The 20,189-nt window shown below is 35.1% G+C and carries 18 protein-coding genes, 2 tRNA genes, 1 pseudogene and 1 riboswitch; of the genes and pseudogenes, 4 read left to right on the forward strand and 17 right to left on the reverse strand.

Going from position 1 to position 20,189, the window contains the following annotated elements; all coding sequences use genetic code 11:
- Positions 1-79 precede the first annotated feature (79 nt).
- From mgtA to trpS, 4 genes are all read right to left on the reverse strand, one after another.
- A complete protein-coding gene (mgtA, locus tag BM203_RS02310) occupies positions 80-2,770 on the reverse strand; it encodes a magnesium-translocating P-type ATPase (protein ID WP_090092451.1) in 2,691 nt (896 codons plus the stop codon).
- A 96-nt stretch (positions 2,771-2,866) separates the two neighbouring features.
- Positions 2,867-3,031: riboswitch (M-box (ykoK) riboswitch) on the reverse strand.
- Between the two features lie 55 nt (positions 3,032-3,086).
- Positions 3,087-3,689, reverse strand: a complete 603-nt coding sequence (locus tag BM203_RS02315; protein ID WP_090092453.1) for a TPM domain-containing protein — start codon at positions 3,687-3,689, stop codon at positions 3,087-3,089.
- The gene (locus BM203_RS02320) at positions 3,676-4,155 is read right to left on the reverse strand and encodes a deoxycytidylate deaminase (RefSeq protein ID WP_090092455.1); all 480 of its coding nucleotides are present in this window, start codon (positions 4,153-4,155) and stop codon (positions 3,676-3,678) included. The genes BM203_RS02315 and BM203_RS02320 overlap by 14 nt, the downstream gene beginning before the upstream one ends.
- A gap of 3 nt (positions 4,156-4,158) precedes the next feature.
- Complete coding sequence (trpS, locus tag BM203_RS02325) at positions 4,159-5,178, reverse strand: tryptophan--tRNA ligase (RefSeq protein WP_090092457.1); 1,020 nt, start codon at positions 5,176-5,178, stop codon at positions 4,159-4,161.
- A 107-nt stretch (positions 5,179-5,285) separates the two neighbouring features.
- Here trpS and BM203_RS02330 point away from each other — a divergent pair.
- Positions 5,286-5,883 (forward strand): annotated as a pseudogene (locus tag BM203_RS02330) (SOS response-associated peptidase family protein).
- Positions 5,884-5,942: 59 nt separating this feature from the next.
- Positions 5,943-6,013, forward strand: a tRNA-Gly gene (locus tag BM203_RS02335).
- Positions 6,014-6,141: 128 nt separating this feature from the next.
- Here BM203_RS02335 and BM203_RS02340 read toward each other — a convergent pair.
- Entirely contained in the window at positions 6,142-6,804 is a 663-nt protein-coding gene (locus BM203_RS02340; protein WP_090092458.1) for a CPBP family intramembrane glutamic endopeptidase, read from the reverse strand.
- A gap of 236 nt (positions 6,805-7,040) precedes the next feature.
- A complete protein-coding gene (gene greA, locus BM203_RS02345) occupies positions 7,041-7,502 on the reverse strand; it encodes a transcription elongation factor GreA (protein ID WP_090092459.1) in 462 nt (153 codons plus the stop codon).
- A 198-nt stretch (positions 7,503-7,700) separates the two neighbouring features.
- Between greA and BM203_RS02350 the strand changes: the two genes are divergently transcribed.
- Together BM203_RS02350 and BM203_RS02355 are read left to right on the forward strand one after the other, a co-directional pair.
- Positions 7,701-8,123: an Hsp20/alpha crystallin family protein gene (locus tag BM203_RS02350; RefSeq protein WP_090092460.1), complete on the forward strand. Its 423-nt coding sequence runs from the start codon at positions 7,701-7,703 to the stop codon at positions 8,121-8,123.
- Between the two features lie 130 nt (positions 8,124-8,253).
- A complete protein-coding gene (locus BM203_RS02355; RefSeq protein WP_090092461.1) occupies positions 8,254-9,570 on the forward strand; it encodes a C1 family peptidase in 1,317 nt (438 codons plus the stop codon).
- Between the two features lie 303 nt (positions 9,571-9,873).
- On the opposite strand, the gene BM203_RS02360 is transcribed toward BM203_RS02355, so the two are convergent.
- The 11 genes from BM203_RS02360 to tyrS form a co-directional block, all read right to left on the reverse strand.
- On the reverse strand, positions 9,874-10,812 hold the full coding sequence (locus BM203_RS02360) for a nucleoside hydrolase (protein ID WP_090092463.1): 939 nt from the start codon (positions 10,810-10,812) through the stop codon (positions 9,874-9,876).
- A gap of 10 nt (positions 10,813-10,822) precedes the next feature.
- A complete protein-coding gene (locus BM203_RS02365; RefSeq protein ID WP_090092464.1) occupies positions 10,823-11,779 on the reverse strand; it encodes an ABC transporter permease in 957 nt (318 codons plus the stop codon).
- On the reverse strand, positions 11,779-12,882 hold the full coding sequence (locus tag BM203_RS02370) for an ABC transporter permease (protein WP_090092465.1): 1,104 nt from the start codon (positions 12,880-12,882) through the stop codon (positions 11,779-11,781). The genes BM203_RS02365 and BM203_RS02370 overlap by 1 nt, the downstream gene beginning before the upstream one ends.
- Positions 12,875-14,410 carry an ABC transporter ATP-binding protein gene (locus tag BM203_RS02375; RefSeq protein ID WP_090092466.1) on the reverse strand — a complete coding sequence of 512 codons (1,536 nt, stop codon included), beginning with the start codon at positions 14,408-14,410 and terminating at the stop codon, positions 12,875-12,877. The genes BM203_RS02370 and BM203_RS02375 overlap by 8 nt, the downstream gene beginning before the upstream one ends.
- 72 nt (positions 14,411-14,482) lie before the next feature.
- A complete protein-coding gene (locus BM203_RS02380; RefSeq protein WP_090092468.1) occupies positions 14,483-15,547 on the reverse strand; it encodes a BMP family lipoprotein in 1,065 nt (354 codons plus the stop codon).
- 124 nt (positions 15,548-15,671) lie between these two features.
- The gene (locus tag BM203_RS02385; RefSeq protein WP_090092469.1) at positions 15,672-16,754 is read right to left on the reverse strand and encodes a BMP family lipoprotein; all 1,083 of its coding nucleotides are present in this window, start codon (positions 16,752-16,754) and stop codon (positions 15,672-15,674) included.
- Between the two features lie 236 nt (positions 16,755-16,990).
- Positions 16,991-17,644 carry an HD domain-containing protein gene (locus tag BM203_RS02390; RefSeq protein ID WP_090092471.1) on the reverse strand — a complete coding sequence of 218 codons (654 nt, stop codon included), beginning with the start codon at positions 17,642-17,644 and terminating at the stop codon, positions 16,991-16,993.
- Positions 17,645-17,665: 21 nt separating this feature from the next.
- Positions 17,666-17,739 (reverse strand) — tRNA-Thr (locus BM203_RS02395).
- A gap of 56 nt (positions 17,740-17,795) precedes the next feature.
- A complete protein-coding gene (locus BM203_RS02400) occupies positions 17,796-18,134 on the reverse strand; it encodes a heavy metal-binding domain-containing protein (protein ID WP_090092472.1) in 339 nt (112 codons plus the stop codon).
- A gap of 100 nt (positions 18,135-18,234) precedes the next feature.
- Positions 18,235-18,633: an NUDIX domain-containing protein gene (locus BM203_RS02405; protein WP_159428280.1), complete on the reverse strand. Its 399-nt coding sequence runs from the start codon at positions 18,631-18,633 to the stop codon at positions 18,235-18,237.
- A gap of 52 nt (positions 18,634-18,685) precedes the next feature.
- Positions 18,686-19,951, reverse strand: coding sequence for a tyrosine--tRNA ligase (tyrS, locus tag BM203_RS02410; RefSeq protein WP_090092475.1), 1,266 nt, complete (start codon positions 19,949-19,951; stop codon positions 18,686-18,688).
- Positions 19,952-20,189 lie beyond the last annotated feature (238 nt).

The raw sequence follows: 20,189 nt of genomic DNA on the forward strand, positions 1-20,189 counted from the left end.
TCATTATATTATATAATACTACACCAACAAAAAAGAGAATTCCTCCTGGAATTCCCTTTTTAACCTTTAGCCATATTTTTTAAATTAGAAATTTTTCATCTTTTAAGTAAAAATGCTTTACCAAAGTCGTCAGTAAGATATAAAGGATTAAAATTCCTAAAATAATCCACATAAAGCTTAATGGCATCTTACCAAAACCAAGCTTACCTGCTAAAGAGGAAAATGGAATCAATGTTCCGATAATCCCAGCACCGAAAGTAGACAAGACAACGGTGGTTGTAGCATGTTGCTTAATAAACGGCAAGCGCTGGTCACGCAAGGCATGAATAACCATTTCTTGCGTCCACAGTGATTCAATAAACCACCCCGTATGGAATAAGGCTATAAAAGCTATTTTTTGACTAGGGCTAATTGCATTAAAGCTACCACCAACTAAATACGGACAAATTATAAAGTATAATAAGCCAAATGTTAGAATATCAAAAACTGAAGAAGTTGGACCAAAGTAAAACATAAATTTTGGTAATTTCTTAGTCGACCAAATTCGTGGCTCTTTGAGATAATCATCAGACATTTCATCAAATGGTAATGATAAGCAACTAGTTCCATATAATAAATCTAAAACCAATAGTTGCAAGGGCAGCATTGGTAAAAATGGTAAAAATGAGGACGCAACTAGAATCGATAAAATATTACCAAAGTTTGAAGATAGGGTAATCTTAATGTATTTAGTAGTATTACCAAAGACTTTACGTCCAATTCTAACCCCTGTTTCTAAGACATTCATATCCTTATGTAGCAAAATGATATCGGCTGATTCTTTCGCAATATCTACAGCTGTATCTACTGAAATTGAAACATCTGCCGCTTTCATTGCTGGTGCATCATTAATACCGTCACCCATGTAGCCTACTGTATGACCATTTTGTTTCAACAAGTTGATAATCTTAGTTTTGTCTTCTGGTGATAACTTCACAAAAATATTACATTCTTCTACCATCTTTGCCAATTCATCCGGTTTTTTCCCTTCTAAATCAGCCCCAGAGTAAACCGTATCTACATTTAAACCTACTTGCAAACCAATTGTTCGCGTAACTGCTTCATTATCGCCAGTTAAAATTTTAACTGTAATACCGTCTTCTTTAAGCTTTGCCAAAGCCGCTTTGGCACTTTCCTTTGGGGGATCAAGAAAGGCTAAGAAGCCACATAATATCAAGTTTTCTTCATCTTTAACAGAAAATTCTCCCACAGGAGCTGGATTACGCTTATAACCCAACATGATAACCCGCAATCCATCGCTATTCATTTCGTTAACTTTTTCCATTACTTTTTGTTTACGTTCTGGCGTTAGCGGTAAAATTTGCCCATCGACTTCAATTTTAGTGGCAACAGCCATCATCTCTTCAGAAGCGCCTTTAGTTACTAGCAAGTGTTCGCCATGTTCAAGATCAGCATTTTCAACGACTACACTCATTCTTCTTCTAGAAAAATCAAACGGAATTTCATCAATCTTATTATAATCACGTTGAATTTCATTAATATCTAATTCATCACCAGCTGCTTCAATGATTGCTTTATCAATCAAATTTTTCATTCCAGTCTGGTAATATGAGTTAAGATAACCTAATTCTAAAATATGAGGATTTTCATGTAAATTTAAATCATAGTGCCGTTCTAAAACCACTTTATCTTGAGTCAAAGTTCCTGTTTTATCAGTACACAAAATATCGGCTGAGCCAAAATTTTGAATCGAATTCATCTTTTTAACAATTGTGCCCTTTTTGGACATTTCAATTGAACCTTTGACTAAATTAGTTGTCACAATTACAGGCAGCATTTCTGGCGTCAACCCAACTGCAGTTGCAATTGAAAAAATTAAGGCATTAACCCAATCTCCCTTAGTTAAACCATTAATAATAAAAACCAATGGGGCAATAATAGCCGTCATAATTATTAATAGCTTAGACACATTTTTAATTCCCACATCAAATGCAGTGTTTTTTACATCTTGATTTGAAATATCATGTGCCAGCTTGCCGAACATTGTCCGCTCACCTGTAGCAAATACAACACCAAGTCCAGATCCAGAAACAATCGTTGTCCCTTCATAAAGAATATTTGGGTAATCTAAATAATCACGATCTGCGCCAATTTTAGGTTTCTTGGTTGCAATTTTTTCAACTGGATTCGATTCTCCATTTAATGAACTCGATGAGCAAAATAAATCTTTACTCGTTAAAAGACGCATATCAGCCGGAACCATATCACCAGCTGCAAGCCGAATTACATCACCAACTACCACTTCACTAGTATCAATTTCTTGATCCTTACCGTCTCTAATAATGTCAGTTGTAATTGAAACCATCTTTAAGAGTGAATCAACAGCATTTGATGATCTGATATTCTGAATGAAATTAGTTATCCCTGAAATAAAGACCATCGTTAACATAATTATTACCGTTGTTAAATCTTTTTCACCGGCTGGAACAAAAATATAATCGGTACATAATGATAAAAATGCTAAAACAATTAATACTAAACTAAAAGGAGTAATAAAAGCTTCTGTCAAAAAATGCAATTTAGAATTATGTTTGTTAGACGTAATTGTATTTGCACCATATTCTTCTCTATTGCGAACAGCTTGTTCACTTGTTAACCCATCACTGCTAGTATGTAGTCGTGCTAGTGTCTCAGTTCTACTTTCCTTAGCAATACTTTTAACCAGCTCCAAATCTTGGTTAGTAGCTGATTCATTGGCTTTTTTCAACATTATTCTCACTCCTTCTTTTCCAAAATTCAAACAAACTAAAAGAGAGCCCCCATCCGCTTCATCCGCTAGGCGCTCCCTCCTTTTAAACAAGGTATTATCAAGTACTCGTCGTTCAGTTTTAACACTACGTGACGTAAGCCTTAAGCTAGCTATCTGGTTAGCGCCTTAAATCGACGATAACTATTTGACTCATTGGCATCTCTGGATGTTTCTGAGCGATAGCATATGTTCACGTAGGAGTCTCACCTAACAGTTTATTTGTTTTATTTAATTAGCAAGTCGATAGTAACACACACGCTTAAGGTGGTCAATCCTTTTACTTATTTTTTATATGTAAATTACTTTTGAAAAAATACGCTAGGCCAGCAATTACAATAACTAAAGCCATAGCAATCGGCAAAGCCAATCGATGCGGATGAATGACTTGCGCCCGTTCCTTACTAGTTAAATCATATTTATCAAGGGCATATTGGTAGCGTTGATCAATGGTCGTTGCACAAGCGCGAAAAACAAATCTCAAGCCCTTGTTAAATTCTTTTTTGTCCTTGCTAAGTAAGGCGGCAGATTGTGATCGGATAATACTTCCCCGCACATCTGCTGTAAAAGCACCATGCAAATCCTTACTAGAATAAATTTGGACATTCCGCTTTTCTTTTTTGACCCCTACAACGATAAAGACAGTTTTTTTAGCCTTAGCTAAACGATGTGGCGTCAAATCATTTATTCGTTGAACCGTTTGCACCACAATCTGAGGTTGCTCACTAGTTTGTAAATACCGCCCATTTTTAGCAACAATTAAATGGCTAGTTTCTTTATCTAACAGGTGACATTCATCCTTAATATTAGGATCAGAAAATGCGGTCATCGTTAAAAATAGACTAACTAATACAACTATAGAACTTAATTTAGTTTTCAACATCTTCAAGCTTATGTGCCAGCTGTTCAACATAGTTGCGATTAATTTTAATTTGCTCATAAGGAACCTCACAATCTTTAAAAAGCTCAATTGCCAAGGGATTATCATGATAATCAAAGTAATAATTTATCTTTTTAATACCCGCTTGAACTAAAGCCTTAGCACAATTATAACAAGGAAAATGTGTAACATAAATTTCCGTATAATCAGTTGAAACACCGTTGCGCGCACATTGAATCAATGAATTCATTTCTGAATGAATTGTTCGCACACAATGATTAGCAACAATCTGATGCCCAATATCATCGCAATGTGGCTCATTGCTAACTGACCCATTATAACCAGTTCCAATAATTCTATTATCTTTTACCAAAACACTGCCTACTAAGGCACGATCACAAGTAGAACGCTGCGCAATTACTAAAGCTTGCATCATAAAGTATTGTTTCCAAGGAATCCGATCACGCATTTTTTACCTCTTAAAGTAGTTTAAGCCAATCGCATCACGTACTTCAGACAATGTTTGATTTGCGACAATATTAGCTTGTTTAGAGCCTGCTTCGAGCATCTCATAAACTTCATCAATCTTTTCTTCATATCGGAGTCGACGTTCACGGATTGGTGCTAATTCCTGCTCTAATACTTTGTTTAAATATCGTTTTATTTTGACATCGCCTAATCCACCCTTTTGATAATCTTCTTTCAATTCTGCCACTTTGGCTGTATCAGAATCAAAAATATCAAGATAAGTAAAGACGATATTACCCTCAATCTTACCAGGGTCTTGTACATGAACATGCCCAGGATCAGTATACATTGACATAACTTTCTTTTGGACAGTTGCTGCATCATCTGAAAGATAAATTGCATTGCCCAAAGATTTTGACATCTTAGCGTTTCCATCAAGCCCAGGCAATCTTCCCTGTCCTTTAGTCGAAAAGTAACCCTTTGGTTCCACCAAAATATCACAATTATATACACGGTTAAAAGTTCGAACAATTTCTCTTGTCTGTTCCAACATTGGTTTTTGGTCGTCACCTACTGGTATAGTTGTGGCCTTAAAAGCCGTAATATCAGCAGCTTGTGAAACAGGATAATTCAAAAAACCTACTGGAATTGAATCATTAAACCCTTTTTGCTTAATTTCTGCCTTAACAGTAGGGTTTCGTTCCAAGCGGCTAACTGTAACCAAGTCCATGTAATAGGCTGTTAATTCAAATAAGGCGGGAATTTGTGATTGAACAAAAATGGTTGATTTATCTGGGTTGATACCGACGGCCAAATAATCAAGCGCAACTTGAATTAAACTATTACGAACCTTTTCTGGATTACGTGCATTATCCGTAAGTGCTTGAGTATCGGCAATCATAATATATGGCTGATATTCACCAGAATCTTGTAATTTAACTCGATTTCTTAATGAACCAATATAATGTCCAACGTGTAATTTACCAGTTGGACGATCACCCGTAAGTAGTATTTTATTTTTCATTAGTATCCTCCTTGCCGAAAGTTGAAAAAAATTTTAAAATCTTTTTAATGCAGTAATTACAACTAATTCTACCAAAAATCAAGCCATGATAAAATACAGAGGATCAAATGTGTCATCAATTCCAAATACCAAGCTTAGCTGAAATCAAAAAATACTTAATTACCGATTTAAAATTACCATTAATAGAACCAGATTCGAATCTACCGCAAAATTCTAATATTTTTCCCCAAAAAAAAGGCCCCTATACTCTTATATCAAAATAATCAGTTACTTTTAATTCCTAAAACTTGGGGCTATCCCAAGCCAATGAATCAAAATCAAGTTATTTTCAATGCTCGAATAGAACGTTTCTTCAATCAACGGCCATCTATGTGGGATTCATCTTTTGCACGTAGACGATGCATTATTGTTACAAACTGCTTTTTTGAAACAGCACAGGAAACTTATATTACTAAATACGGTAAACAAGCACATGAGCAATATAGTTTTCATAATTCTAACGAGCCCCTGACTTTAATTGCTGGTATTTACCAAAACGATTATTTTTCAATGGTTACTACCACCGCTAATCAAATAATGCAACCAATCCATGATCGGATGCCATTAGTTATTGAGCCAGATGAACTACGCCAGTGGTTATTTCAAAATTTTTCCGCACTAATTACGCGTGACGTAAATCTAGTTGCCACTAAAATGGCCCAGTAGCCAAAAATTTTGCCGAAAGTTGGTTTTTCTAAAAAACTATGGTAAAATAAATAGGAAATGCGGGTATAGTTTAATGGTAGAATGTTAGCTTCCCAAGCTGAAGATGCGGGTTCGATTCACGCTATCCGCTTAATACTATATAAAAAACGTAGGTCAATCCTAAGGATTTAACCTACGTTTTTTATGTAATTTAATTCTTATAATTGATCCCAAAACAGACCAAGCAATTTAGTTATCTTAATACATTGGTTCTTAAGTTTACGTCATAATTAAAAGTAAAACACCATTTAAAACAGATAAATAAATCGGCATCCATAAAGTTTGTGTATACAAATAAGACCAAGCAAAAATAGCGCCAAAAAAGAAATTGATTAATAATAATGTTGCTGAATTTTGCCAATTAAGCAAACTAAATAAAATTCCAGATGTAATAATCCCCCAAATAGCGGTAGGTACATTATCACGCCTAAAAGCATAGTTAAACAAAAAGCCAGTAATTAAAAACTCTTGTAATATCGGTAAAACTATTCCTAACGCAAGCAAAAAGAACCAATAATTTGCCACCCCTTCATGGTGTAAATATGTTGTTTGTAGACCGTACAACTGCAAGTGATTATACGATTGCAACCAAGAAATACTGATTCTGAATACAGTAATTAGCAGGGTCATGCCAATAATAAGCGCAAAATTACTAATCCATGACCTGGCTAATCCTGGAGCAAAGAAGCGTTGCTCTCGATTAAAGCGATAAATAAAAAATAACAAAACCATTAAGGAAATTGTTGCAAATAAGATAAAATTCCAAATATGAATTGGCAGATTTTCAATAACTAGCTTGATTACGCCAGCTGTCATTAAATAGCAAATAAAATAAACAATATAGCGTATTAGGTTACCTTCTCTTGATGCTGGTGTATTCACAAAACTACCTCTATCTAACTAATTGTATACTCTTCAAAATCCATATTATAGCAAAAAAAAGTAATTTTATGAAATGATCATTAACTTTTCTTAAATAGCTAGCTTTTTCGACCATCCATTTCGAGAAGATTTCTAATTCCTTCCTCGAAACTTAATATCTAAATTCAGATATGACACAACTAATTCCTAATAGGACACTATATTACTAACATTAAGTACGACTAAATGGGGTGTCTTTAATCGATCGCTTTAATTGTTACTTGATAGTTTCCCGCAGGAGCTATTACCTCTACAGTCGTATTCACAGTTTTTTTCATAATCGCCTGTCCCAATGGTGAATCAAAGGCAAGTTTACCCTTAGTAACATCGGCTTCCATCCGACCAACAATTTGGTATGTCTCAGTTTCTTTTTCTTGACCAATCTCAAGTGTGACTATTTTGCCTAAATCAACTTTACCATCAGTAGTTTTTTTAATAATTTCAGCATAATTCAACTGCTTATTTAAATAACGTAATCTACTTTGCAAATGTCCTAACTCGCGCTTAGCTTCGGTATATTCGGTATTTTCTGATAAATCACCTAATGCTCGAGCTGCCTGCAAAATTTTAATTCGCCTTGGACGCTCTTTTTTTAAACGAGCAATTTCCATCTCAATTTTTTGATAGCCTTCTGGGGTCATCTTCTGATAATAAGTCAAAACTTCTTCTCCTCATTTTAATAATCCACAAGCTATAATTCTTATAATAAAAGGATAGCCACCACATAATTAGCACTTAAAAAATAAGAGTGCTAATTATTTTTATTTTTCAATGCTGAATACTATAATAATAATTGTACAGAGGAATTGAAAGCCTTCTGTAATAAAATAATTTAATTTTGAAAGGAAGTTTTTACTATGACAAATGAAATGATAAATCGTCACAATGACTTTTTCGATGCAATGAATGATTGGTTTGATCTTCCGAGAAAATTTTTTGATGAGACTGAAATAACAAAATTAATGCAGTCTGATGTGGCTGAAAATGATCATGATTATGTAATTAATATTGATATGCCAGGTATGAATAAAGATGATATTAGCTTAAACTACAACAATGGTATTTTAAGTGTTGCTGGGTCGAGGAAAGCATTTAAGGATGTTGCCCACAATAGTAGTATTATTCACCGTGAAAGAAGTATTGGTCACATTTCTAGAAGCTTTAGATTGCCAAATGTCGCTGCTAATGAAATTAGTGCCAAATATGAAAATGGTGTTTTAACCGTCGTCTTACCAAAGCAAAGTACAGATAAAAATGATAATTCAATAAAAATTGACTAACTTAAATAACACAATTCTGACAAAACTATCAACCCTATAATTCCTAAAAACGAGTTCACTTATTGAACTCGTTTTTCTTTTAGATTAAAATATGAAGTGATTTAAAATTAAATTAAAAGGAGATTCACCTATGGGATACAAACTTACCTTACAAGAATTAGAAAAGTTTTCAGCTGATTTTAATAAAAGCACGCAAAATCAGGTTGTTGCTAGGGCTGCACAAAAAAGTGGTGTCTTAGCTGCTGCTTATAATGATCGGGTGCAAAATGAACTAACCCGTGTTTTTTCTACAGAATTAGCTACTGATAATGTAACCAATCAACGTCAATCTGGTCGTTGCTGGGAATTTGCGACGCTAAATATTTTACGTCATAATTTTGGGCAAAAGTATCATTGTAAAAACTTTACTTTTTCACAAAGTTATAACTTTTTCTGGGACAAAATTGAACGAGCTAATAATTTCTATAACTATATTATTGCAACAGCTAGTGAGCCACTTGATTCTCGTATTGTTAGAACTCATCTAAATAATGCTGGCAAAGATGGCGGGCATTTTCAAATGGCAACAGCCTTAATCGAAAAGTACGGTGTTGTACCTTCATATGCAATGCCGGAAAGCTTTAATGCAAATAATACAGCTGGCTTTGGCAAAGCCTTAGGCGATAAGCTTAAAAAAGACGCATTGGTTCTACGTAAATTAAAGCAGGCAGGAGAAGATGAAAAAATCAAACTCGTTCGTGAACAATTCTTAAGTGAGGTTTATCGAATGACAGCTATTGCTGTAGGAGAGCCACCTAAGAAGTTTGATTTAGAATATCGTGATGATGATAAAAATTATCACTTAGACAAAGAATTAACCCCACTAGAATTTCTACATAAATATATGGGCGATGTTGACTTTAATGATTATGTACTTCTAGCTAACGCTCCAGACCATGAATACAATAAACTTTATAGTTTGCCCGATGCCAATAACATTGATGGCACTTGTCACATTCAATGGCTCAATGTTCCCATTGAATACTTAGAACGTGCTAGTGTTAACCAGTTAAAAGATGGCGAAGCTGTTTGGTTTGGCAATGATGTTGGTGAGCAAAGTGATCGGCAAAAAGGCTATTTAGATAGCAACTTATATCAATTAAGTGACCTATTTGGGGTTGATTTAAAAATGTCAAAAGCTGATCGATTGCGAACTGGTGCCGGCTACTTTAGTCATGCCATGGCTCTTGTTGGCGTCGACGAAGATCAGGGTCACATTCGCCAGTGGAAAGTAGAAAATTCCTGGGGTGAAAAAAATGGTGACAAGGGCTTTTTTGTAATGAACAATGAATGGTTTAAAGAATACGTTTATGAAGTTGCTGTTCATAAGAAGTATCTAACTTCTGAACAAATCACTTTAGCCGAAGGCCCTGCAACTGAATTACCAGCTTGGGATTCATTGGCTTAAGCCGGCAATGATTCTAGTATAGATTGCTTCTAAAAATTAGCCAGTTTTATAAATAAAAAGACTAACTCAGTATTTTATTGAGTTAGTCTTTTTGGTTGACTTCTAACTACTTGTTTACATTTTGCTTTTTCATCCTTTTAATATCTAGGTAGACTACTCTTCTAACTAACTATCTTCTCATTCTTTGTACTAAATGATATAAAAAAATAATTTAATTTAAATCACTATAAGTAAGTATATATACTAACTTTATTTATAATAAAGCAAAAAAAACAGCTCTAAACTAGAACTGTTTTTATAGTTTTACTTAGTCTGCATCATTAATTCATCAAACTTTTTAAAGAAGAAGTCCTTATCAGCTTTGGTTACTAAAGTAATCTCCCGCCCATTTTCATCATCTTCCAAGCGACCTGCAGCATTACCCACGGTACGTACTTTAACTGTTCGCTTTTCCGAAGCTAGAACCACTTCTGGATATAAAGCATTAATTGTAGTCAATACATCCCAAAAATAAAGTTGGGCACTTTGAATTGGAGGATTTACTAATAAGCTATATGCTTGACCTACTAAATCAACTACCGGATATTTTCTCAAACTTGCCCAGTGCATCTTAAGATCATTGGTTAGTGGTAGTTCTTCACTACTCTCTAGCCCAATAACTTGCATTGAAATCTCAGATTGAAAGACTCGATCAACCGCAAATGGATCCCAAAAAGCATTCCATTCTTGTGTTCCATCAGCATTTACTTGTACCACATTTCCATGACCATCAAGTGAACCACCCATCCAAAATAAACGATCAATTTTTGTTTCAATTTTGGGATCAACTTCTAAAGCACGGGCTAAGTCAGTTAAAGGGCCTGTCATAACTAAAGTAACTGGCTTAGCTGCCTTTCTTAGTTTATCAATCATATCTAAATGCGCTGGTTCAGCGGCTTCACCAGTTGTTATTTTTCCAGACTCATTTAGTAATGGTAGTGAATTAAAGGAATATGATGCCGTACGCCACGCTTCTGGAAACTGGTTAACTGCCCGCGAATTCGACTTAGCAATAGCTAGCTTATCACCACGCAAATTAAATTGATCCGTCATTTTTCGACAAACTTCTACTGATGGCTCAAGATAACCATCGGCGTCAATTGCACTAACACCAAGTAACTTAATATCTGGTGCTTGTAATAGCAATAAATAGGACACTAAGTCGTCAATATTGCCATCATGATTAAAATAAATTTCTTTCATTGTTATCTTCCTATTTTGACTTAATATAATTTTGACCATCAGCTGCTGGAGCAACTGACTTACCAAAGAATAACACTAAAATTATAATTGTAATTACATAAGGAGCAATTTGCATATAAACAGACGGAATATGATTAAAAAATGGTAACTGATTGCCTATAATACTGATACTTTGGGCAAAACCAAAAAATAGCGAAGCAAGCATTGCTCCTAAAGGATTCCACTTACCAAAAATCATAGCTGCCAAAGCCATAAAACCTTGACCGACAATCGTCGAAATCGAAAAATTACCCGAAATTGCTTGTGCAAATACTGCACCGCCAATACCGCCAAGAAAGCCTGAAATTAATACACCAGCATAGCGCATACCATAAACATTGACTCCCAGCGTATCAGCTGCTTGGGGATTTTCACCGCAAGAGCGTAATCGTAAACCAAAACGAGTTTTATATAAAATCCACCACAAAAAAACCGCTACAAAAATTGCAACCCAAGCTGGAGCAAATGTATTTTCAAAAAGAATTGGTCCAATAAGCGGCAGCTTAACTAATCCAGGAAAGCTAAAGTACCCAAAACTTTGTGTAATATTTTCTGTTTGCCCCTTATCATAAATTGCTTTAATCAAGAACACTGCTAATGGTGGTGCCATCAGATTGAGTACAGTACCACTAATGACATGGTCGGCATGAAAATTAATCGTTGCAACAGCATGCAAAAATGAGAATAGCAACCCGACTACTCCTCCTACAATTAACCCCAACCATGGGGTCAATTTGCCGAAAGAAGTAGCAAAAGTTAAATTAAAAACTACTGCCGAAAAAGCTCCCATGGTCATGATTCCCTCAAGTCCAATGTTAGTAATTCCTGAATTTTCACTATACACTCCACCAAGAGCAGTAAAAATTAAGGGAGTTGAATATACAATAGTTGATGACACTAGCAAAGATAAAATTGCAACTAAATTCATTATTGCTCTCCTTCAGTAATATGCGAGACTTTTTCTATATCTGGGGTTGAACCTTTATCCTTAAATAACAAGCCAATTACATATTGAATGGCAACAAAGAAGATAATTGCAGCAATCACAATGGAAACTATTTCATAGGGAATACCCGCAATTGTCTGCATACCTAGACCACCAATTTTCAAAATAGAAAATAATAACGCAGCAAGCAATATACCGACTGCAGTACCACCACCAAGTAAGGCAACTGACAAGCCATCCCAGCCAATATCTAGGCTAGTTGTTTGCGTGAAGTAATTCTGATAAGTCCCTAGTCCCTGTACTACACCACCTAAGCCAGCAAAACCTCCAGATAACAACATCGAAAGGATAATATTCTTTTTAGTCGACATCCCAGCATAGCGACTGGCAAAAGGATTAGTTCCAACTGACCGAATTTCAAAACCAATCGTTGTCTTCTTCATTAAATACCAATAAAGAAAAACAGCAATAATTGCTAGAAAAATGCCAGCATTAATTCTGGAATCACCAAACATTGAACTTAACCAATTAATTTTTAAACTTCCATTAGCTGAAATTGTTTTTGTTGTGTCAGTATCAATACGCAAACGACTTGGCATAATTTGTTGCATCAAATACTGCGAAGAATAGAGCACAATGTAGTTAAACATGATGGTGGTAATAACTTCATTTGTTCCAAATTGTGCCCGTAACCAACCAGCAATACCAGCCACAATTGCTCCAGCTATTATACCCGCAACGATTGCTAGTGGAAGTAGCACAAACTTAGGCATATTAGGATTAGCTAATACAAGCCAAATCGAGGTTAGCCACCCCGCCTGTGCTTGACCCGGTAAACCAATATTAAAAAAACCAGCATTTGAAGCAATTGCGAAGCCAATCGCTGTGAAAATTAATGGTGTCGCTTCACGAATAGTTTCACCAAGCCCATTCATATTCCCCAGTGCACTCATAAACATTGACGAATATGCTTGTAGCGGGTTATAACTCCAAACGAGCATAATAACTGCCCCAACTAAAAAGCCCGCCAAAATTGAGATAATTAGTACTAAATTCTGTTTAGTCTTGGAAGTTACTTTAAGCAAAAGTTGTACCTTCTTTCTTAACTCCAGTCATTAATAAACCTAATTCCTTATCACTAGTATCATCTGGTTTAACTTCCCCAGAAATATTACCATCATGTAAAACAATTATCCGATCCGATAGTTGCATAATTTCATCTAGTTCATAAGAAATTAATAAAATTGCTTTCCCTTTAGCTCGCTGAGCTAGCAGTTGGTGATGAATATATTCAATTGCACCAACATCCAACCCTCTTGTCGGTTGAAAAGCAATAATTAAATTACTATCTCGGCTCAATTCTCTAGCAATAATCACTTTTTGTTGATTTCCACCAGATAGATCACTTACTGGTGACTCAACTCCTGTAGTTCGAATGTCAAACTGGCTAACTAATTTTTGAGCATGTTGCTTTATCAAATCATGATTAAGTACATGATGATGAGAATACGGTTTTTTATAATATGACTGGATAGCTAAATTATCAGCAATTGAAAAGGGTAAGATTAAGCCAAACTTTTGACGATCAGCAGGAATACATGAAACACCTTTTTCGGTAATTTTACGGACTTCTTGATTAGTTGTTTCTTGGTCATTGATTAGAACATGACCTGAATCAATATGTGTTAAGCCAGTTAAAGCTTGTACTAACTCATCTTGACCATTACCATCAATACCTGCAATACCTAAAATTTCTCCCGCTCGTAAATTAAAAGATAATCCTTTTAAAGCAGGAATATTTTGCTTATTTTTAACATTTAAATTAGCAACTTTTAAAATTGTTTTACCAATTATGGCAGGAGCTTTATCTAATTGCATATTAACATGTCGTCCCACCATTAATTCAGCTAAGCGATTATTACTTACATCAGCAACTTTAAAATTACCGACACTTTTACCCGCACGAATAACACTTACTCGATCAGCTACTTGCTTAATTTCTTCTAACTTATGAGTAATTAAAATTATTGATTTACCTTCGTTAGCTAACCCATGTAATATTTGAATAAATTCAGTAATTTCTTGGGGTGTCAATACTGCTGTTGGCTCATCAAAAATCATAATATCTGCACCACGATATAAAATTTTAAGAATTTCAACACGTTGCTGTTGAGCCACTGTAATTTCACTAACTTTTTTTAAGGGATCAACATTTAAATTATAACGTTGCGACAACTCTTTAATTTCCTGTTGTGCCTTCTTAAAATCTAACCTTATCCCTTTAGTAACTTCATGCCCTAAAATAATATTTTCCAATACAGTAAAAGAATCCATCAACATAAAGTGTTGATGTACCATACCAATTCCTAATTTTTTAGCAATTGTCGGATTTTTAATGGTGACTTTTTTCCCACGAACAACTATTTCACCAGCAGATGGCGTAAGCAGCCCCGATAAAATATTCATCAAGGTAGACTTCCCAGCACCGTTCTCCCCAAGGAGTGCTAAAATTTCACCTTTTTGCAAAGTAAGATTGATATCGTTATTAGCTTTAAAGCCATTAAAGTCTTTGACAATGTGGCGCATTTCAATTACATTAGTCGTGTTTTTCATTTAGCCCTATTTCCTTTTATAAAAAACTCTTTGTGGATACAAAGAGTTTTTATTTTACCTAATTACTTTTTATTATTTCACCTTAACTCGACCAGATACAATTTGTGTTTTGGCTTTTTGCACGGCAGTCCAAGCCTTAGGTGACATACTTCCTTTAGTCACGGATACACCATTATCCTTTAAAGAATATACCAAATGTTTACCACCAGGGAACTTACCTTTTGCCGCTTGATCTGCAATTGACTTAGTTGCAACATCTAATCTTTTTAAAACAGAAGTTAAAGTAAAGTTACCCTTTTGCCCATCCTTTGACTTGTAATTTCCCAGTTTTGCTTGATCAACATCAACGCCAACAACCCAGACTCTTTGGCTAGCTGATCTCATTTGATTGTATGCTTTGGCCTCCTGAAAAACGCCATTTCCAGCTGAGCCAGCGGCATGAAAAATCACATCATATTTATTAGCATATAACGATTGCGCCATTGATTTTGCCTTATCAGTTGCAGTGAAATTACCGATATATTGCTCGGTAACTTCAATTTTTTTATTTAGCGCCTTAGCTGCATCAGTAACACCTTGTTTAAAACCACTTGCAAAAGATTCAATTGTTACAGCCTTAGCCCCACCAATAAAAGCAACTTTATTTGTTTTAGTTGTATAGGCAGCCGCCACTCCAGCTAGATAAGCCGCTTCATTACTTTTAAAAGTTACGGATGTAACATTTTTTTGCTTGGTAATTATGTCATCAATGATAACAAAATTTTTCTTTGGATTTTTCTTAGCAGCTGCCTTAACAGCATCTTTCAACATATAACCAATACCATAAATTGTATCATAACCGGACTTAGCTGCTTGATCAAAATTTGGGGTAAAGTCAGTGGCACTATTGGATTCAAAATATTGATATCCGGATCCTTTTTGTAAATTATGCTCTTTACCGTAAGCTTTGAAACCTGCCCATGCGGCTTCGTTAAAGGATTGATCGCTAATTCCGTTACTGTCTGTAATTAGAGCAATACTATCTTTTTTACTCTGCCCAGTTGAACCTTGTTTTTTGCCTGTACAAGCAGTAAAAAGTAAGATAGCAGAAGTAGCTACAACCCCTAGTGATAATAATTTCGTAATTTTTTTCCCCATGTTTATTATATCCTCCAAAAACGCGAACTTTATAACTTTAATTTTATTATAAAATACGTTTAATTTCAACTTTTATCGTTTTCCAGCAGATATAAAAACAATTATCAATCAAAATACGAACTATTTATTTGGGATGAATTGGCACCTTGATTTTATTTTTAATGATTTGTTCCCTTGCTATACGTGAATATTCCCAAGCTTTACTATTGATTTGCCCACGTTCAATCGATACACCATTAGTATTTAAGCCATAAACTAGCTGCTTGCCGCTAGGGAACTTACCGTTATATGCGCGATTAGCAATATCATGAGTTGCAACATTTACTCCGGTAATTACAGAAGTTAAAACACAATTACTTTTCTTTCCGTCTTTATCTTTATAATTGCCAAGGTATGATTGGTCAACATCTACACCAATCGTCCAAACTTTTTTATTGGCTGGACGATTTTGGTTGATTGATTTAGCTTCTTGGAAAAGACCATTACCGGCCATCCCAGAAGCATGAAAAATAATATCAGCCTTTTTGGCATACATTGATTGTGCAATAGCTTTTTCTTTATCAGCACTAGTAAAGTCACCAACATATTGATTTAATAATGTGATTTTTTTATTTAATTTTTTAGCTTGATCATGAACACCCTTGGTGAATCCGGCGTCAAATAGATCAATAATATCGCCATGTGTTCCACCAATGAAGCCAATCGTATTAGTTTTAGTTTGCGTTGCTGCAACTACTCCTGCTAAATATGCTGCCTGTTCACTTCTAAAGTTAGCCGAGGCCACATTTTTTTGTCCCTTAATTACTTCATCAATGATAACAAAATTCTTTTTGGGATACTTTTTGGCTGCTGCACTAACCGCATCTTTCAAACTATAGCCAATGCCAAAGATTGTTTGATAGCCCGACTTAGCCGCTTGATCTAGATTTGGTTCAAAATCAGCTGAACCGCTTGATTGAAAATATTGATAACCATTGCGGCCTTGCTTTAAGCCGTGCTCTTTACCATAAGCTTTAAATCCGCGCCAAGCAGACTGGCTAAAAGAATTATCATTAACACCCGTTTGATCAGTAATTAATGCAATTGAATTTTTTGCACTTCCACTAGAATTACCATTTCCACCCTGTTTTTTGCCTGAACAAGCAGTCAATGCCAGTCCAGTAAATAATGCGATGGTAGCAAAAGAAACAATTTTTTTGATTTTCATTTTATGACCTCCTAGATATTCCAGTTAATAAAATATCAACATTTAGTGGTTATGTCAAAGCTGTTATACAATATAAAGTGTTGATGTAGCAATGTTCTTGTTTTGGCGTAAAACTTGTCATAGCTTGCCGATTAGGGCTTTTGTATGCAACAACTAAATTTTTTTATTTTTATTTTGCGGTAAACAAAAAATGAGATTCTTATTTAAAATCTCAGTTTACTTACTAAAAATATTTATTAAACATTCCATTCAGCCATAAATTGATCGACAAACTTATGCATAAACTCAGTGCGTTTATGTGCTTCTTTTTTGCCACCAAGAGTATTCATTGTATCTTCAAGCTGAAACAATTTTTCGTAAAAATGATTAATTGTTGTCTCAGTATGCTTACGATATTGGTCATGACTAATTAGCTTTTCTGGCTTGATCTTAGGATTATAAATATCAATGCCATGCAATCCGCCATAGGTAAAAGCACGTGCAATTCCTATAGCACCCAGACTTTCGAGTCGATCTGCATCTTGAACATATCTACCAGATAATGGTAACTGATAATGATGCCCAATATTTTTAGAAAATGACATATGTTGCATTGTAAACAAAATATCTTGAATTTCTAATTCCGTAAACTTAGCCTGCTTCAACACAACTTTTATTTGCTGGATTACAGTTGCTGGATTACTACAAATTTTTTCATCAATTGTATCATGTAAATAGCCTGTTGCTTGAATAATCCCTATTTTTCGACTAGCCAAGTCAGCAGTCGGGTTATCTTGCAAATAAAGTTGCCGTGCCAAATGAGCTACACGTTGACCATGATAAAAATCATGACCTGTTTTTTCATTTTTCAATTTTTCCTTAACAAAGCAGATTACTTTAGTTATATCCATAAGATCAACTCCTTATCCTTAAGCCGCTTCCCAGATTTGAACTGTGGGACCTCCTCCTTACCACGGCGGTGCTCTACCTGCTGAGCTAAAGCGGCATATTTATTGTAACAAAAAAGTATTCACATAGAACGAGAATACTTTTTTATCTTAATTATGCATTATGTGCTACATATTTTACTGCTGAACCATAGGCAACAACTGATTGCATGTCATTACCAATTGACCCGGAATCATAGCGCATCATTACCACCGCATCTGCACCCAATTTTTGTGCTGATTCACGTAATCTAATCATTGCCTGTTCACGTGACTCTTCTAGCATTTTGGTATAACTACGAATTTCTCCACCAACCATTGACTTTAGTCCTGCACCAAAATCTTTCAAAAAATTTTTAGATTGAGTTGTTACTCCAAAAACTTCACCAATGATTTCATATTCTTTACCAGGTATCTTCTCTGTTGTTGTAACTAAAATTGATTGGTTATTCATACTTATCTCCTAAGATTATATTTAATAATATAAGGCTATATCATTAAATATGATTATGAATAAATAACTATAATTTGTCAATTACAGCGCTATTATAATTTTAAGCATTGTCTGCTGCTAGCCTTGCTGCTATTTGTGGTGGCATTAAATTAATCTTAGCTATATCTTTAAGCTTAACCCATTCTGGATGATAGATGTTAGTACTACTTGACCGCGTTCTTTCTTCACCTTGAATTAATGGGGCCCTAATTAATTTGGATGTCGCTTTAAAAAAAATTTGTTGTTCGTTATCTTGGTCTAATTGATATAGTAGAGTTAAATCTCGAGCCGCTAACTCAATCCCTAACTCTTCTTTAAGTTCCCGAAGGGCCGTTTCTCTTGCTGTTTCTCCCTTGTGTGCTTGACCACCTGGCACTACCCAATAATCTCGCTTATTAATGCGGTGAATTAATAAAACAGCTTTTATCGTTGGACAATAAAGGATAATTCGCGCTCGCATTTTTTCCTTTCTATAAATAAAATACCTGCTAATAACAGCCATTTCACTTAATCTAACCCTTAATTTTCACTAAAGTATACTTTTTCTTTCCTTTACGAACAATTACATATTTACCGCTAAATGCTTGACTTGGGTCTACGTTGAAATCAAGTGACTGCTTTTTTTCACCATTAATATAAATTGCTCCATTTTGAACATCTTCGCGGGCTTGACGCTTAGAAGATTCAATTTGAGTATCAACTAAAAACTCAATAATATTTTTGCTTTCAGAAGTTGCTGTAGCCATCGGAGCATGCTTAAGTCCTTGCTCAATTTGCTTAACCGTTAAGTTTTTAATCTCACCAGAAAAGAGGGCAGTAGTAATCGTTTCTGCTTCTGCTAATCCTGCTTCACCATGAACAAATTCTGTTACTTCTTTAGCTAATACTTTTTGGGCTGTTCTCTTCCAAGGCTCCTTTGCTACTTGTACCTCTAGTTCTTCAATTTCTTCATGGCTTAAAAATGTAAAGTATTTCAAATATTTAACTACATCACGGTCATCTTGATTAAGCCAAAATTGATAAAATTCATACGGACTGGTCTTTTCCGGATCCAGCCAAACAGCACCACCTGCTGATTTACCAAATTTAGTTCCATCGGCTTTCAGCATTAACGGTATAGTCAAGCCAAATGCAGGTTGCTCTGAACCGGACAATTTATGAATTAAATCGATGCCCGCTGTGATGTTACCCCACTGATCACTTCCGCCAATTTGCATCTGCACATTATGATCTTTATTCAAGCAATAAAAGTCAATTGCTTGAAGTATTTGGTATGAAAACTCCGTAAAGGAAATACCATTTTCCAAACGGCTAGCGACTACATCTTTACTCAGCATATTATTCACCTGAAAATGTTTTCCATAATCACGTAAGAAATCGATTAAACTTATTTGATCTAACCATTCTGAATTATTTACAATTTCAAAATTAGCAGTACCAAACAATTTTTCCATCTGCTTAGTTAAAGCTACTTCATTTTGATGAAGCTTCTCTGGGCTTAATAGTACCCGTTCTGATTTACGTCCAGACGGATCACCAATTGAACCTGTTCCTCCTCCAATTACAATTACTGGATGGTAACCAGCCAGTTGAAACCTCTTAAGAATCATGAACGGGATTAAATGTCCAATGTGGAGCGAATCACCTGTTGGATCTGTACCACAATATAATGCAAAATTATCATGATCTTGCAAATATTTAGTTAAGCCGGATTCATCCGTTTGTTGATTAATTGCCCCGCGCCATCTTAAATCTTCTAAAATGTCAAAGTTTGCCATCTTTTTCCTCCAAAAAAAATCCCTAGATTCCAAAATAGAATCTAGGGACGACTAAATTACTTTTCTTAGCCGTGGTACCACCCACGTTTACGCTCAATATAGCGCCTTAACTGAAGTCGATATTGGAACTACCCAAATCTGTATTTTGCAACCTTCAACCTGCCTAGCTCACACCAAATGCTAGTTCTCTGAACCCTGAATCAAAGTGCTACTTAAATATTATAACGTGATCATACTA

Origin of the sequence: Lactobacillus bombicola (genome assembly GCF_900112665.1) — a bacterium.
Classification (GTDB): domain Bacteria; phylum Bacillota; class Bacilli; order Lactobacillales; family Lactobacillaceae; genus Lactobacillus; species Lactobacillus bombicola.